9 protein-coding genes and 6 pseudogenes are annotated in these 15,105 nt (G+C 57.8%); 7 read left to right on the top strand and 8 right to left on the bottom strand.

What is annotated here, in order from left to right:
• Positions 1-437: 437 nt before the first annotated feature.
• From BBJ66_RS17655 to BBJ66_RS17635, 4 genes and pseudogenes are all read right to left on the bottom strand, one after another.
• Positions 438-2,882: a beta-glucosidase gene (locus tag BBJ66_RS17655; protein ID WP_012489435.1), complete on the bottom strand. Its 2,445-nt coding sequence runs from the start codon at positions 2,880-2,882 to the stop codon at positions 438-440.
• A gap of 1,058 nt (positions 2,883-3,940) precedes the next feature.
• A pseudogene (locus BBJ66_RS17645) lies at positions 3,941-4,360 on the bottom strand (ISAs1 family transposase); the annotation flags it as partial.
• Between the two features lie 277 nt (positions 4,361-4,637).
• Positions 4,638-5,581, bottom strand: a pseudogene (locus BBJ66_RS17640) (SDR family oxidoreductase).
• A gap of 6 nt (positions 5,582-5,587) precedes the next feature.
• Positions 5,588-6,370, bottom strand: coding sequence for an SDR family NAD(P)-dependent oxidoreductase (locus BBJ66_RS17635; protein WP_012489432.1), 783 nt, complete (start codon positions 6,368-6,370; stop codon positions 5,588-5,590).
• A 467-nt stretch (positions 6,371-6,837) separates the two neighbouring features.
• On the opposite strand from BBJ66_RS17635, the gene BBJ66_RS17630 reads away from it, so the two are divergent.
• The 5 genes and pseudogenes from BBJ66_RS17630 (at position 6,838) to BBJ66_RS17615 (ending at position 11,417) form a co-directional block, all read left to right on the top strand.
• Entirely contained in the window at positions 6,838-7,689 is an 852-nt protein-coding gene (locus BBJ66_RS17630; RefSeq protein WP_041684022.1) for an SDR family oxidoreductase, read from the top strand.
• Between the two features lie 31 nt (positions 7,690-7,720).
• The gene (locus tag BBJ66_RS17625) at positions 7,721-8,422 is read left to right on the top strand and encodes a RibD family protein (protein WP_012489430.1); all 702 of its coding nucleotides are present in this window, start codon (positions 7,721-7,723) and stop codon (positions 8,420-8,422) included.
• 22 nt (positions 8,423-8,444) lie between these two features.
• On the top strand, positions 8,445-8,567 hold the full coding sequence (locus BBJ66_RS35650) for a hypothetical protein (protein WP_257784633.1): 123 nt from the start codon (positions 8,445-8,447) through the stop codon (positions 8,565-8,567).
• Between the two features lie 480 nt (positions 8,568-9,047).
• Positions 9,048-10,998 (top strand): annotated as a pseudogene (locus BBJ66_RS17620) (multicopper oxidase family protein).
• Between the two features lie 26 nt (positions 10,999-11,024).
• Complete coding sequence (locus BBJ66_RS17615; protein ID WP_004674379.1) at positions 11,025-11,417, top strand: hypothetical protein; 393 nt, start codon at positions 11,025-11,027, stop codon at positions 11,415-11,417.
• A 42-nt stretch (positions 11,418-11,459) separates the two neighbouring features.
• Here BBJ66_RS17615 and BBJ66_RS17610 read toward each other — a convergent pair.
• The 4 genes and pseudogenes from BBJ66_RS17610 to BBJ66_RS17600 form a co-directional block, all read right to left on the bottom strand.
• Positions 11,460-12,162: pseudogene (locus BBJ66_RS17610) on the bottom strand (IS66 family transposase zinc-finger binding domain-containing protein); the annotation flags it as partial.
• A gap of 47 nt (positions 12,163-12,209) precedes the next feature.
• Positions 12,210-12,497: a hypothetical protein gene (locus BBJ66_RS17605; protein WP_008534161.1), complete on the bottom strand. Its 288-nt coding sequence runs from the start codon at positions 12,495-12,497 to the stop codon at positions 12,210-12,212.
• Positions 12,498-12,822: 325 nt separating this feature from the next.
• Positions 12,823-12,954: pseudogene (gene tnpB / locus BBJ66_RS33245) on the bottom strand (IS66 family insertion sequence element accessory protein TnpB); the annotation flags it as partial.
• A 319-nt stretch (positions 12,955-13,273) separates the two neighbouring features.
• On the bottom strand, positions 13,274-13,741 hold the full coding sequence (locus tag BBJ66_RS17600; RefSeq protein ID WP_012489429.1) for an avidin/streptavidin family protein: 468 nt from the start codon (positions 13,739-13,741) through the stop codon (positions 13,274-13,276).
• 195 nt (positions 13,742-13,936) lie between these two features.
• On the opposite strand from BBJ66_RS17600, the pseudogene BBJ66_RS35870 reads away from it, so the two are divergent.
• Together BBJ66_RS35870 and BBJ66_RS17595 are read left to right on the top strand one after the other, a co-directional pair.
• Positions 13,937-14,110 (top strand): annotated as a pseudogene (locus BBJ66_RS35870) (transposase domain-containing protein); the annotation flags it as partial.
• A 200-nt stretch (positions 14,111-14,310) separates the two neighbouring features.
• The gene (locus BBJ66_RS17595) at positions 14,311-14,958 is read left to right on the top strand and encodes an FAD binding domain-containing protein (RefSeq protein ID WP_041684021.1); all 648 of its coding nucleotides are present in this window, start codon (positions 14,311-14,313) and stop codon (positions 14,956-14,958) included.
• Positions 14,959-15,105 lie beyond the last annotated feature (147 nt).

The following is a 15,105-nucleotide window of genomic DNA, read 5'->3' as shown; positions in this document are numbered from 1 at the left end:
CAACGACCACCCAAACAGCCAGATCGATGATCTGCTGCCGTGGGCCTATGCCGCAAAGCCCGATCTCAAAGCCGTGGCCTGAAAACACCGCTTACCTCACACCGCGCCACTTGGCGTATTCAAAACCGCCGAGGCTCTAATCGCCGCCGGATGAAAATCCAGTGGCAGGTCACTTCTTCCATCCCTTGGTGTCCACCTATTTGGGTGGACACCTCATGCCAAAGCTCACTCAATTGCAGAAGGTGCGGGGAAAATCGCGCTTACGATCGTTCAGAAAACATTGCCTGTTTTTGGAGGCGCAGGCGGTGTTTGGCCAGGCCATTAACCAAGTACCGGTTTTGAGGCATTCTCTCACTCAACTCACCCAGCTTCACCGCCAAAACTGCATACGTTGGAACTCAACCACTGCCCAATATGGTCATTGATTTGCGGCACATTCAGAGCGCCAAGACAGCGCCCTTTTGCGTGACAGTTAAACTCAAACGGATGTCGGTGGCCGAGAACCCAGCCATCACTGCAAATTCCCCCGCCTCTATCCGCCAACGCCGCTCGGTCGTGTCGAAGAAGGCAAATGTTCGGGCGTCAAGTACGAAACGCAACCTTCGTTTCTCACCGGGTTCCAGGGCAATTTTCGAGAAGGCTTTCAGCTCTTTAACCGGTCTGGGTATAGATGCTTCAACATCGCCGACATAGATTTGCACCACTGCCGAACCTGGCCGCTCGCTGATGTTGGTCAATTCCAGTGTCACTGTCACCGCGCCGGCAGCGTCCGGTAGCCCTACCGTCAGGTCCGACATCGCAAAGCTTGAATAACCGAGACCATGACCGAACGGGAACAGCGGCTTAATGCCGTGGCGGTCGTAGTGCCGATAACCGACGAACACACCTTCGTCATATCGCACATGGCCGTCCTTACCTGGATAGACCGCGTCATCCTCGGTATGTGTGGGGTTGTCAGCCCAGCGCACGGGGAAGGTCTGTGCCAGTCGGCCCGAGGGCTCGGCCTTGCCGAGGAGCACATCGGCGATCGCGTTGCCAGCCTCCTGTCCGGGATACCAGCATTGCAGTACTGCACGAGCACCGGAAAGCCAGGGCATTTCCACCGGTCCACCGGTTTGTAGTACGACGATCGTGTTCGGATTGGCCGCAATTACCGCCTCAACAAGCTGGTTCTGCAGACCGGGAAGTGCAATACCGCGAAGATCGGAGCCCTCGGTATCCCAGTCGCCCGTTCTGCCCACGAAGACTACCGCATGATCAGCCTTTGCCGCGACGGCTGCTGCCTCGGCAATCTCCGCTTCGGCCGAAAATCTGCCTATTCCTACCCGAATTGCAGCGATATAGAGGTTGACGTGGTCGTGCCGGGCGTACTCGGCGACGACCTCGTATGTACGGCCGGCTTCGAGCGTGATTTCACCCACGACCTCTTCGCAGCCTTCTTCAAAGAATGTGGTACCACGTATCCAGGAAGCCCAAGCGTCCACCACAAGTCTGCCGTCCACATAGACCCGGCCAAGCCCGGCCGAGGTTAGTCCGACGCGATAGATGCCGGCTTCCGAGGCTGTGAAGATGGTGCGCATTCTAGCCGAAAAGCGAAGGGGATCGACAAAGCCCTCGGCCACGGGGGGCAACCATACACCAAGGCTCGACGGTTCCTCGACGACCTTCACCGGTTCGCCAGCTAGCTCCCTTCCTTGGAAAAACTCGAAGGTTGTGGGGTTTTCGATTAGCGGCTGAAACCGATAATTGTTGCAACCCTGAGCGTAGCACAAATTCTCCTCACCCAGCGCGTCCACCAGCCCCTGCCACGGACTGATGACATAGTGAGGGTTCAACTGCGCCGAGCCGCCTCCCATCACCTGCGCGACCTTAGCATTGGGTCCAATGATGGCGACCATACCTTGCTGAGCCAATGGCAGGATCCCGTCATTCTGTAGCAGAACTGCGCTTTCCGCTCCCGCGCGCCTGATCAATGCCCTATGTTTCGGTCGATCAATGGCGTACTCCTTAAACTCGCGATGATCGTTGATAGCGCCGGTGCGTTCCATCAAAGTCAGGATATTGCGCACACAGGCGCGGATCGTCTCGACACTAACCTCGCCGCCTTCGACCGCAGCCAGTAGCTTGGAGCCGCGATCGCGAGTCGGGCCCGGCATCTCCAGATCCAGCCCGGCATTCACGGTGGGTGCGGTCGAACGCGAGCCGAACCAGTCCGACATCACCACGCCGTTAAAACCCCAGTCACCGCGCAGAACCTCGTTCAACAGCCAATGGCTTTCCGCCGTGTAAGTACCGTTTAGCTTGTTATACGAAGACATCACGGCCCAGACCTTTGCCCGCTTCACCGCCGTCTCAAAGGGTATCAGGTAGACTTCGCGCAGCGTGCGTTCATCGATATCTGAAGAGATGGTTGTACGTTCAATCTCGGACTCGTTGCCGACGAAATGTTTTATCGTGGCACCGACTTTCGTGGACTGCAGACCTTCGATATAGCCGACTGCAAGTTCCGCCGTCAGGATCGGATCCTCAGAGAAGCACTCAAAGTTGCGGCCGTTTGTGACGCTACGCTGGATGTTAACGGTGGGGGCTAACGAGACGTGGGCACCTTTTGAAAGAACCTCGTCACCTAGGGCACTGCCGATTTCCTTGGCTAGATCCGGGTTCCAACTCGCTCCGATGGCGATGCCCACCGGGAAAGCCGCTGCAGTCACACCTCCGACAAAAGACCCCGCCCCGCGGGCGCCGTTGGGGCCGTCGGTCAAGCGCAATCTCCCTATCCCTAGGCGGTCGATGGGCGGTAAAGACCAGAACGTATCGCCGGAAAGTAGCGAGACCTGCTCCGCCAAGGTCATATTATCGAGCAATGCTTTCTTATCAATCATCTTCTCTGCTTCTTGAATCTCAATACTTAGCTGTCCCAGATCGGCATCTCGAGATGCATATTGGGGAAGCTAGTGATCTCGGCGCCATGGAGCCGTCCATCCATAAAAAGGACGCCCGTTTGTTCATCAAGGCGTCGCGTCCCGCCGTCGCGAGGACGACGACATGTTCGAAGCCTTCACATAGCCGAGATGCGGTCACCGCTTTCCATTGAAAACAAGGGACATCGCGGCAATCGATTTCAGCAGTGAAAGTTGTGCCGGCTGCGGCAGCGCCGGTTCTGTTACGGAGTTATTCCTCCGCAAGTTTGTGAGACAGTTTGAACCTTAGCAAGCTTTATCAGACAATCTGTTGACAGACAACCTCGGTCGCGCAGCTTTCGTGTCGTCATTGATGATTCGATGCTTCCCTCGGAGGCGGATCCCGATTGATGAAGTTTCTTCACCGCCTATGGACAAGGATCGACCACAATGGACAGGCTGTTGTCCCGTGTCCGGCTACAGAGTAATCATTTTCGTACTGTCTTTCATAATCAGCATTTGCGCGGTGGGGTTTTCGGGGCACTACGCCGCGGGTCTCCTACAAGGCCGCCTGGAAACCTCGAGCGAGGTGATGCAGGTGCTCTCGTGTTTCCGTGACGTCTCCGCCTCGTCCGTCTGCATCGCCCTCACGCCGTGCTTGAATCCTCCCTACATATGCAGGCATTTCCGGTTGATATCGATCCAGATTGTCTGAGAGCTACCAGTATTCGTTGATCCTGCCGTTATAGCTTTGCCTGCTCGTCTGCACAAATTTAGATATCGAGAGATCAAAAACGGGCGCCTGGAGGAGAGCCGTGGCAGTACCGCATTCGTACCGGCTGGTTGTGTCAGACAGCCGAAGACTTGCGGATTCTCTATCATCATGGATGGCCTCGGCTCAGAGAGGGATCGGAGGCTGTCACGTATTTTTTTCCGCTTTCGGCATGTTAAAGGATGCCAGGCGATCTTGCTGCCAATTATTTTTCTGGCTGCGAGCGACCGCTTTCTGCCGGCACTCAAATTCCCCTGGTGAAGCAGGGCTATCGCATATGAGCGATGATAGAGATGAGGAACTGATCGTCCCACCCTGCCTTCTTGATCTTTCGACGAATGGAGGCCTTATCTGGATGGGCTCGGATGAGGTTGAGGGCAATCTTTCGTAACAGAGCAATGTTTGCCGGTCCGTGATCCTTACGGTTTCTGGCGGCATCCTCGCGGAACTGGACGTCGAGCACCCAGTGCAGTTTGTTTTCGATCTGCCAATGAGTTCTGGTTACCTCGATCAGGGCGGCAGCCGACATGACGGTGGAGAGCAGGAAGTAGCGGACATGGCTGGTCAGACGGCCATCGGCATGACGGCTTGTGGCCTCGACGGATCCGATGGCCTGCAGGCCGGGGAAGTCGATGTCATTGACGGCGACGATGCAGGCACGGCGTCTTTCGCAGCGGTCATGGTCATTCTGACGGGCCTCCAAACCCCTGATCGAGTGGCTGAGGGCAGACCCGGAAACGCCGCGAAGCGCGGCGGCCTTTCGGCCCCCCCCCCCGCACGCGCGATCGCGACGAAAGTTTCAAGGTCGGCCAGATCGGCCCGCGTTGATACCATGAGTTATGGATACTCGCACTTGTACTGAAAAAGATCGCCCTTGCCGGCGCCGACCTTGCTTCAGGCCGGCCGGCACCTTCAATCCTTATTTAACTGGCCCTGTATTTGGTATGTGATGGCCGAGGAAGCAGTCAAAAATTTGACCTAGTGATCCATGTTGGATCCTGCGAAGGACGGCGGAGATGGCCCGGTCGCTGAAAAACGAAAACGTCCGGGATTAGATCGTCATGCAATGAAGATCTTCGTGTCCACAGCCACGAGAGACGGCACCGGTTGGTTCCGCGAGGCGGTCTAACAGTCCCGGAGGTTCTAGTTCTGAGCTCTCGAAAACGCGGGCTACCAGTCCTGCCGGGTTGCATGGACGAAATGTCGTTGATCGTGATCTCCGGGGGCTGGTCTAGTGCATAGACCACGGCTTCAGCCACCGACGACGGCGGAATACCCTGCTTGTTGAGCTCTCCGGCGATCTTTCTGCCCGTCTCGTCATGAACCTTGTCGGCCCAGCCGGTATCGATCACGCCAGGGCTGATCATAGACACTTGGATCCCGCTACCCACGCCCACCTCCTTCCTGAGGCTTTCGGTAATACCGCGTATGAAGAACTTCGTGGCTCCGTAAACCCCTGCCGCCTCGCCGACATGAACGCCGGCGATAGAGCTCATATTCAGGATGCGGCCGGACCGGCGCTCCAACATCGACGGCAGCACCGCGGCGATCGCATGCAGATAGCCACGCAGATTGGTATCATCTTGTTCCAATCGCCGACGGCGGCATCCTTCCAATAGGAAAAGAGCATGAGGCCGGCATTGTTGACCAATATATCGACCGGGCCGTACGTCGTTGTGGCGAACGCGACGAGGGCCTTGGTACTCTCAAAATCCGTGGCATCAGCAACCTTGTAGCTGGCAATACCTCCCGAACCGGTGATGTCTTCGACGATCTGACTGAGGCGTTCCTCATTGCGGCCGGCAAGGACGACGCGCGCACCTTTTTCCGCCAATCCTCTGGCGGTCGCCGCTCCAATGCCCGAGGAAGCCCCTGTGACGATGGCGACCTTGTTTTTCAGATGTGACATGCTCCTTCACTGCGGTTGGGTCAATTCGGCTTGCCGCGCGGCTTTGACGGGCTCGGGGGTCGTCCGGTTTTCCAACACCTGGCGCTTGGTTTCCTGATCTCCGCCGACGATATGGTCGATGCCGTTCATGAGAGCCTCGAACCCCTGCTGGGCGACGAGCGTCTTGTCGTTTTTTTGTTGGCCACCGAGCTTCGTACCGCCCATTCCAGCGTTCGCGTGGAAGTCGCTGTTGGTGGCGCCCGGAAGGAGTGCCGTCACCGTGACCCCGGTCGAGCGCAACTCCTCGCGCAGAGATTCCGCGGACATATAACCAAATGCCTTCGACGGGCCGTAAACGGTTTCGTATGGCGTGGGCAGGGTCGCCGAAACCGAGGAGGTGATGAGAATCCTGCCGCGGCCGTTCTTGACCATATGTTGGACGACGCGTTTGGCCATATGGACGGTCCCGGTTACATTGATCGCAAGCAGGCGAAGCTCATCCTCGAGATCGTTATCGACGAAGGCGCCGCCAATACCGATACCGACGTTCAGAGCCGCGGCTTCCAAGGGGCGCCCCAGCCCCTGCGTAAAGGTCCAGAACCTCTCGACGCCATCGTACGTCGAGGCATCCGCTTTGAACGGATATGCTTCGGCATCAAGGCTTCGTAGCGCATCGGCGGCCTCGTTCACCTTGTCGCTTGAGCCTGAAATGGCGACATCGAATCCATTCTTGGCGAATTGTTTGCCAAGCTCGAAGCCTATTCCAGATGAGCCGCCCGTGATCATTGCGAGTGGTTTATTCCCTGTCATGATTTCACTCCTTTGGTTTGGTCAGCACTACGATCGTCTCGAGGCGCTGGTGACCAAATGCCCGTGGAGCCGATTGGTTACATGAGCAAAATTGATCGGGGCGGTGAGTGAAAATCATCCACCGATCTGGCAGGGACCAGGAGTGCGTTACCTTTTTGGTCCCGTCCGCGGTCGAACTGGCCAGGCATTCCCTACGTCACGAAGGCCCTTGAGTGAACACGGCTCATCGGTGCGTGCGATCCCGCTCACTTCAAGTAGCCGTCGCGCTACCCTATTCTTATAGTGCGATCGAACGGTCGTTCGCAGCCTGCGGATATGATCCGACGACCCAAGCGCCCGAGTAGCGTTGATGGACTTCTCTGCGCTGGTGCCATCGGCCGGCACGCTTCTCGGAGAAAAATTCCACGGCGACGGCTTGTCCGGCACACCTTCCAGCGGTGACGGTCCAATGACGGGAAAGACAAAAAATGAGCGAGAGAATGAACAGCGTCGTTGCTCCTGGCCGCGTTGCGGTCATCACGGGAGCTGCGAAGGGCATCGGCTTGGCAATCGCGAGGGCTCTCGCGGCCCGCGGCATGAAGCTCGCGCTGCTGGATCTCGACGCCGACGCACTTGAGGATGTTACTTCGACACTCGACACGGACATCCTGATCGTGAGCGGCGACGTATCAGATTTGTCGGCACTGACCAGGTTGCGGGACGAAACGATTTCGCGGTTTGGCGACGTGGCCGTCCTAGTAAACAACGCGGGCATAACGCAAGGAGCCGGCCCTTGGGACAATCCTGCAAAGTGGCGACGCCAGATCGATGTAAACTTCGGAGGTGTTCTGGCCGCGCAACACGTCTTCGTGCCCTACATGATCGAAGCCGGTCGCCAGTCGGCCGTTGTCAACCTCGGCTCCAAGGAAGGTATTACGACTCCTCCAGGTAACGCCGCATATTCGGTGGCGAAGGCAGCTGTCAAAGTCCTGACCGAACAGCTGTCGCACGAGCTTCTGAAGGAGACGGGAGGTCGTGTTTCGGCTCATCTCCTCGTCCCTGGCTACACGTGGACACCCATGAACACCGCACTCAAGCCGCAGGGCATTGCGAAACCCGATGAGGCATGGACCGCAGAGCAACTGGTGGAATACTTCCTGGTCCGTCTGCTCGACGAGAATTTTTACATCATCTGTCCGGATAACGCGGTTACGTCTGCGATCGATGCCAGAAGGATCCGCTGGGCGGCCGACGACATGATCCTGAACCGGCCGGCGCTTTCACGCTGGCACCCCGACTGGATGGATAAACTCGCAGCCTGGTTGAAGTCAGGTCACTGACGGTGGAATGTTTGTAGAGGAGAGTAATCCAATGCCCAGACCCTATGTAATCTGTCACATGATGTCGCCGCTGGATGGCCGATTGATCGTCAATGATTGGGCCGAGGCAACCGGCCATTCGGTCGATGAGCTCGTGAAGATCTATGACGGCCTGCATGAGAAGATCGGTGCCGACGCCTGGCTTTCGGGAAGAGCGACGGGAGAAGAGTTCGCGGACGCCGTCGACCGCCCCTATCAAGCAACCGGCACAGCCGCGCGACCGATCCATATCGCCAACCCGGACGCCGGCGAGTTCGCTGTCATCGTGGATAAGGACGGTCGGCTACGCTGGGACAAGAGCGACATTGAGGGAGCTCACCTTGTGGTCCTGACAGGATCTGACGTGGATGATGCTTACCTGGCGGGCCTCACCCAGGCTGGCGTTTCCTATATCGTCTCGGAGAAAGATGGCGTCGATCTGAAAAACGCGCTCGACCTTCTTGGAACCGAGTTCGGTGTGAAGCGCTTGATGCTGGAAGGCGGGGCGCAAACCAATGGCCATTTCTTGAAGGCGGGTCTTGTTGACGAGGTCAGCCTGGTCATCTTCCCTGCGATCGGAGGCAAGTCGAGTACACCGGCCATATTCGAGGGCGGCGAGGATGGGCTTGACGGCAGGGCGAGGCTCACGTTTATCAGCGCCGAAGCCGCTGGCCTCGGCTCCGTGCATCTGAGATATCGCGTTGGACGTCCATAAGAGACGTCCATAGGAGAAGATTGTGGAAGGGCTCCCTCCTGCCGTCGTCGAAATGATCGTCGAGGAGCAGGGCGCGATACTCCTGAGCAAGCAACCTAGTTTCGAGATCATCGCGCAGCGCAGAGAGCCGGAAGAACTGGCGTAGTCTGCCCGTGGTGTCTCTCCGATTAGGCGGTGTGATGAACGGTATGTGACGCCGACATTAATGCCCGCGGCGGTGACCGCGATATGAGCGTCAAGGCGTTGCTCGAGTGCAGCTCGACAAACAAACAAGGTGAGACGCGTATTGCCGCACGTAACGATGCTCCCCACAAAAATGTCGGGCCTACTACACCTGCTGTCAGGTTTGTCAGGTGCGCGCCATGGTGCTGTTCCGCCCGACTTCCTACCGCGCTCTCGTGGAAGTCCTTGAAGCATAGGCACAAGATTCCTTCTGAGGCTCGATCCGGCCAGAGTGGCATGAGTCTTGAAACTTTCTCGTCGCGCGGCGGCAGCTGTCTTCTCCCGAGAAAGCGCGCGAGTCAAAGTCGAATTGCAGGTGAACGCATGGTGACGCAGTAGAACTTTGTGGATGCGGTTCGACCCGGGGAGAACAAAACTCCGGGCAGAGGTTTGGGAGGGTTGTTTGTCTGTGTCTGACAAAATTGCGATCTTCGGTATGGCGAGCGTTTTTTCGGTCACCCATGCGCTATTCGCAGTCGCTCAAGAGGCCAGGGCCGTGACTAACCCCCTGGCCTATATGCTGCAACCTATCACAAAATCCCAGGGGATGCTGAAAACCTTCGAACAAAGCCGGGAGACATTTCCGGGCGAGGTTCTGCTCGATATGAACGCTACCTATCTCGACCGACAGATCTACAATCCGGCCACGGCGCGCTACGACCACGTTAAACTGCGCGGCTATCAAGACGCCCGCCAGACCGGCTTATCCGGTGCCGACACGCCATTGGTTGGACCGACCATCGATCTACGGCCCGGTCAGACGGTGCGGGTAACGCTTCACAACCTGTTCCCTCAGGATTCCACCTGCGGCATCGGCGGTGGCAGTGCCAATACCCCCCATTGCTTCAACGGTACCAACCTGCATTCGCACGGTCTCTGGGTAAATCCGTCTGGCAATGGCGATAATGTGCTGATCTCAATCCGTCCCGGCGTTTCGTTCCAATATGAATACAACATCGCCGTTGAGCATCCCGCCGGCACCTTCTGGTATCACCCACACCTACACGGATCAACCGCATTGCAGGTGTCGAGTGGCATGTCCGGGGCGTTGATCATCCGTGGCGATCGCATGCCGACACCGACCGAGACTGGCGATATCGACCGCCTATTGAAGCGGCCGGGCGGCTCCGATATCGCCGAACGGGTTTTGGTGCTACAGCAGATTCAATATGCTTGCACCGATAACAATGGCGACATCACTTATGATTGCCAGCCAGGACAGGTGGGCGGCATCGAAAGCTACGATCAGTTCGGACCTGGCAGTTGGCCGGCTTCGGGCCGCTTCACCAGCGTCAACGGCCAGGTGCTTGGTCAGTTGGCATCAGCGGAGGCTGGCTCGGTCGAGCGGTGGCGGATGATACACGCCGGGGTTCGCGACACCATCAATTTCGAAATCCGGCGCAAGACCGGGACGACCGCGTTCCGCACGCTTGCGGCAGCGGACACCGACAGATGGATCGACCAGAATTGCGGCAAGGATACTATTCCGTATGGGGTGGTGGCCCAGGACGGGCTGACAATGGCGCAGGTGCAGATGCGGCAGCAAGCGATCCTGCAACCGGGCTACCGCGTTGACGCGCTGGTGGTGTTGCCAGGAGCGGGTGACTACTGCATCATCGATGGCGCCGCACCGGCAGCGGCCAGCGTCAACCAGGAGGCTCCAAGCCGACGGCTTCTCGGCATAGTCACTGCAGTAGGCGGCCATGCCGTCAATGGCGAGATCGGCACCTATCTGCAGGATTGGCTGATTTCGGCGGCTGAGCGCACGATGTCACAGAATGTCGCCGGCAAGGTTATCGATGACCTCAAGAACGAGATGTCGCTCTCAAGCTTTATTCCCCATCCGGACATCGACGCGGGCGAGGTCACCGGCGAGCAGCAACTGGTGTTTAACATCGATGTGAAACAGCCGGGTGCCGCCTTCTTCGAGGTTGACGGCAAACCTTATGATCCCAACCGCATCGACCGGACGTTGCCGCTGAGCGGAGTCGACGAATGGACGCTCCGCTCGGATTTCGTCAGCCACCCATTCCATATCCATGTCAATCTCGTTTCAGATCATCAAAATTGTCGATGCGGCCGGCAACGATGTCAGCGCGCTTGGCGCCGATGACGACGGCGATCCGCAATATCCAGGCTTGAAAAATGTCTGGAAGGACACGCTGTGGATCAAGAATCCCGGCACCGATCCGTCGGCGCGCTACACGATCACCGTGCGGACGCACTACCAGCGCTATATCGGCGAGTTCGTTCTGCATTGCCACATCCTCGATCATGAGGACCAGGGCATGATGCAGAACATCAGGATCACCCTGCCGGACGGCCAGGGTGGCACCGTTTCCGGCCATCATTAGGGCGTCGATCGCCATTGGGAGGAACTATGAGCTTCACTGGCACTTGGAGTTATCGCAGCCTGATCAACAATCCCGATTTATCGGTTGATTTCAATGCACTGGAATTTGGCCAGGGAACGCTGGTGCTGACCGAGTTGGCTCGGCGCAAGGTCGGCGGAACCATTGGTGGGCCCGGGTGGTCGCTGGAATTGACCGGTACGGTGCGTCCGGGAGACCCTGTCGAGCTGCAATTCACTGGAAAGGGCGATGTGGCCGGCGAGACCTGGATCTACAGCTATCGCGGCTACATCGTGCCGAACTGGCCGAATGGCGTCGATCAAAGGGACGCCATTGTCGGTAGCATCGTCCGCGACGTCCCGCATTCGCATGGGGTCGCCGCAGCCGGCTACGTTGCCTCCTGGTATGCCGTGCGACAGTGATGCTCCAGCATTTGCCGCAGCTCGAAGACATTCGGATCAACATTCACCGGCCAGGGTCTGGGTCGACGGACCGATGCCTCACATTTGAACCGCGTGCTCTGGCGGTTCAGCGGGATGTGCTGCCCGAACTTGTCGAACACGATCGTCGCCAGCAACTGAGGGCCGATGAAGCCGCGCGGGCGTCGCATGGAACGGTGCGGGAGCCTGACTGATCGCCTCGCAATCGCGGCAGGTAAATTTCTCGCGCACCGTCTCGATCACCTTGAATCGGCGCGGGATATCCTCCAGCGTTTCCGTCACATCCTCGCCCAGCTTCGACAGCCGCGAGCCGCCACAGCAGGCACATGCCGTCGGCGCTTCGATGACGATGCGTGCGCGCTCGACGTCTTTGGGCCACGCCTTGCGCACTGGACGCTTGCGGGCGAAGGCGCGCACGGACTGTGTTCTGACTGCGGCCTCTTGGACGCTCAGTTCGTCCTCGGCGGCCTACGCCACGAGCTCTTCGAGCTGCAAATTCCAACTGATCGATCAGCCGCTGCGTGCGCTCGCGGCGCGGCCCGTGCTTCTCGCGCTCCAGCTTGCCGATCAGCAACTGCAAATGCACGTTGAGCGCCTCAATGCTCGACAGCCGCGCCTTCGCGTTGGCCGCTTCCGCCTCAGCTTGCAGCCGCGCAGCACGTTCGGCCAGCAGCGCCGGATGAGCGCTGGCAAGGTCCGATGGCAGGGTAAGCGGCGGCAATGTCATAACGACATTGAATCAGATTTCTCAACAATCTCAATGCAAAAATTGAGTCAAACCCGGCTGGGGCGCCAGGTTTCCTGCCGTGCGCGCCAGTCAATTCCCTCCAGCGACAACGCATGTTGATGCCCCTCCTGGTGAGGCTGAATGATTCTCAGATCGAGTTGATGAATGGTACGGTTGCGAAGGTCGCGAACCGCGTTGACGACCGCCGGGGAATTTTGGAACAAATATGCTCCGGTTGATTGCTGGTCGATGAGCAGGCGCTTCCGCCTGATTTGAACGTAAATCCAATTGACGGGAATATCGAGCCTGGCGGCAAGTTGTACGGCGCTGAGCAAACTAGGTTCGTGTGTCCATCTGTTGCGCTGTGCCTTTACCTAGATGCCCGCTGCAGGCGAAGGCGTTGCACAGTGATTGGCAAAACCTTCTCCTCACAATTGGGCGAATGGTGTCCTTCGCGCGTCAGTATTTCAGGCTTCGACATATCCCTGTGTCGCAGACACGGGTATCAGCAAGGTCGATCCACCACGATGTTCAACCTCATACGACGGCGCGAAGTTGCCGCCTCTACGTCCCACCTCACGGATCACATTAAAGGAGCGTCCAAATAACGGATGGCTCGGATCCAGCACCTCGATCTTGTCCGGTGATGATTCGTCAGACTCACAAGCAGGGATATTTCTGTAGACCTTCGAGCAGATAACAGAGCTGCGCCGGTGTGATCACCACCGTGCCGTCAGCGGCTGACGGCCAGATGAAGCGGCCGCGCTCCAGCTTCTTCGTGAACAGACAAGCGCCCTGGCCGTCACGCTAGATAAACCTTCCTCGCTCCAATTTTTTCGTGAACAGGCAGGCCCCCTGGCATCGTGCCAAACGACCTTGATCAGATCGCCGCGTTTGCCCCAAGGCGGCGCATCCTCGGATGCTTACTTTTGTCCGGAAAGCTTGCCGTTTTGGCCGCATTGAACTCATCAAATAAGGATTTGCGCCGCGCGGACGAGCACGCGGCGCTTTTATTCGGCAGGGAAAGCAGCTTCGTCTAAGCCTTTGGCCATATTCGATGAATTCTTGCTCCACAATCTCTGACGGGCCAGCGCCGGCAGGGCAGAGGAGATTAATCCTTCAAGAGGCTTTTGTTCTCAGTCATCGGCACGTACTGGAAAGTGTCTTGTCCTTGCTCAATGGCCGGACCGGAGCCGCCTTCGTAAGCGAGGTTCCAGCTCGTGACTATCTCAGTGTTGTTGCCGTTGACCTGTGCGTAGCCGGTCCATCCGGTTGCGGAATTGCAGTTCTCCGTCGAATTGTTCCAGCCGACCGAAAATGCGATGAACGTCCCGTTTACCCTTCCTGTTAGCGGATAGGGCGAGTTCTGGCATCCGGTGCCCTGGGCTCTGTTTACATATTGGCCGGAGACATTTCCGAACGAGTCGACTTGAATGATCATCGTCGAGCCGGACTGGTTCTGCCAACTGCTGGAAGCCGATGCGATGCTTGAAAAATCCTTGAAGTTGCTTGCATCGAAAGCAAAAGCTGAGGTTGCTACAGCAAACACAAGTGCTGCAACTGCAGTAGTACGGATCATGGTTTTTCCTCCTGATGTGCGCCGACCGTCGGCGATCGTACCGAAGGTTGCATATAAACTCGTAATAATCAATCAATCCGAGTAGCAATTTCCCGGGTTGAGAAAACCGAAAGACGGGCCGCGCGTTGCGTGGCGCGGCCCGAGAACGAGCATCAGGAGTGAAGACTTACACGATGCAAATTACGAACGGGATAGCGCAACGCTAATATCTTGACCATCATTGGAACGGACAAACTGCATGGCCGCAACCCCGAGAGCTACCTCACGGACGTCCTAACCCAGATCAAAGATTAACCGGTAGATAGGCTTGAAGACCTGTTGCCGTGGAATATGCTTCCGACGGTCTCCACTGCGCAAAAGGCCGCCTGATGGCTCGTTCGATGCATATCTGCACGATCGAAGACGTGGCCACCATGACCGGCGAGAACCTCGAACTGCTCAGAGAGATCGTATCCATCCGAGCAGGGCCGCGGGATTTTGGGCGCCGCGCGTAGTAACGTCGGTTCATGGAGATCGGATCGAACTGCACGGAGATCGGGTGAGAATCGGCGCCGACGGTACGCCATCACATGACCGCGACAGACCCGATCATCCGCCAACACTTGCCGATCGTGCATGAGGCGATGCATCACGTCACCCATATGACCGTGCGCAACCGCGGCACCTTCGGCGGCAGCGTCGCGCATGCGGATCCAGCGACCGAGATGCCGATGATGACACGGTTCCTCGGTGGGACGGTCATCGCCTCCTCTCAGCGCGGCAGACGCGAAATACCTGCAGCCGATTTTTTTGTCGGATCGCTGGTCAACTCGTTGGAACCGGACGAGTTTGTAATTCGCGTCGAGCTCGACGCGATGAGACCGGATGCCGGATGGGGATTTGAGGAGTTTGCAAAACGCCACGGGGACTTCGCACTCGCTTGCTTTGCGACGACGCTGCATTGTGTAGATGGCAGGGCGTCTGACGTTCGCGTTGGCATGATGGGCGTTGGTGAAACCCAGCTGCGGCTTGAAGAGATCGAGGGCATCATCGAGGGGACGGATGTTTCCGAGCCGGTTCTCGATACGGTGGCGGATCGCCTGGCTGGAATCCTCACGCCCAACACGGATATCCATGCCTCTGCAGATTACCGCAGGCATCTCTCAGGCGTCCTTGCCAAACGGGCCCTTCGCGCCGCCTGGAGCCGCGCGAACCACGAAAGGCTTCAAGCAAGATGAGTGAGAAGACGATCACCGTCAGCGTCAACGAAGCGTATATGACGCGCACGATCGAAGCACGAACGCTGCTGAGCCACTTCCTGCGCCAGGATCCTTTGCCTGACCGGAACCCATGTCGGGTGCGAACATGGCGTTTGCGGTGCCTGC

Origin of the sequence: Rhizobium sp. RSm-3, from assembly GCF_001854685.1 — a bacterium.
Taxonomy (GTDB): Bacteria; Pseudomonadota; Alphaproteobacteria; order Rhizobiales; family Rhizobiaceae; genus Rhizobium; species Rhizobium ecuadorense.
This window is presented reverse-complemented; position numbering and strand designations above follow the sequence as displayed.

What these genes read in the sequence shown, in the direction of transcription:
- BBJ66_RS17655 (WP_012489435.1), bottom strand. Translation starts at nt 2,882, where the DNA reads ATGATTGATAAGAAAGCATTGCTCGATAATATGACCTTGGCGGAGCAG.
- BBJ66_RS17635 (WP_012489432.1), bottom strand. Translation starts at nt 6,370, where the DNA reads ATGACAGGGAATAAACCACTCGCAATGATCACGGGCGGCTCATCTGGA.
- BBJ66_RS17630 (WP_041684022.1), top strand. Translation starts at nt 6,838, where the DNA reads ATGAGCGAGAGAATGAACAGCGTCGTTGCTCCTGGCCGCGTTGCGGTC.
- BBJ66_RS17625 (WP_012489430.1), top strand. Translation starts at nt 7,721, where the DNA reads ATGCCCAGACCCTATGTAATCTGTCACATGATGTCGCCGCTGGATGGC.
- BBJ66_RS17615 (WP_004674379.1), top strand. Translation starts at nt 11,025, where the DNA reads ATGAGCTTCACTGGCACTTGGAGTTATCGCAGCCTGATCAACAATCCC.
- BBJ66_RS17600 (WP_012489429.1), bottom strand. Translation starts at nt 13,741, where the DNA reads ATGATCCGTACTACTGCAGTTGCAGCACTTGTGTTTGCTGTAGCAACC.
- BBJ66_RS17595 (WP_041684021.1), top strand. Translation starts at nt 14,311, where the DNA reads ATGACCGCGACAGACCCGATCATCCGCCAACACTTGCCGATCGTGCAT.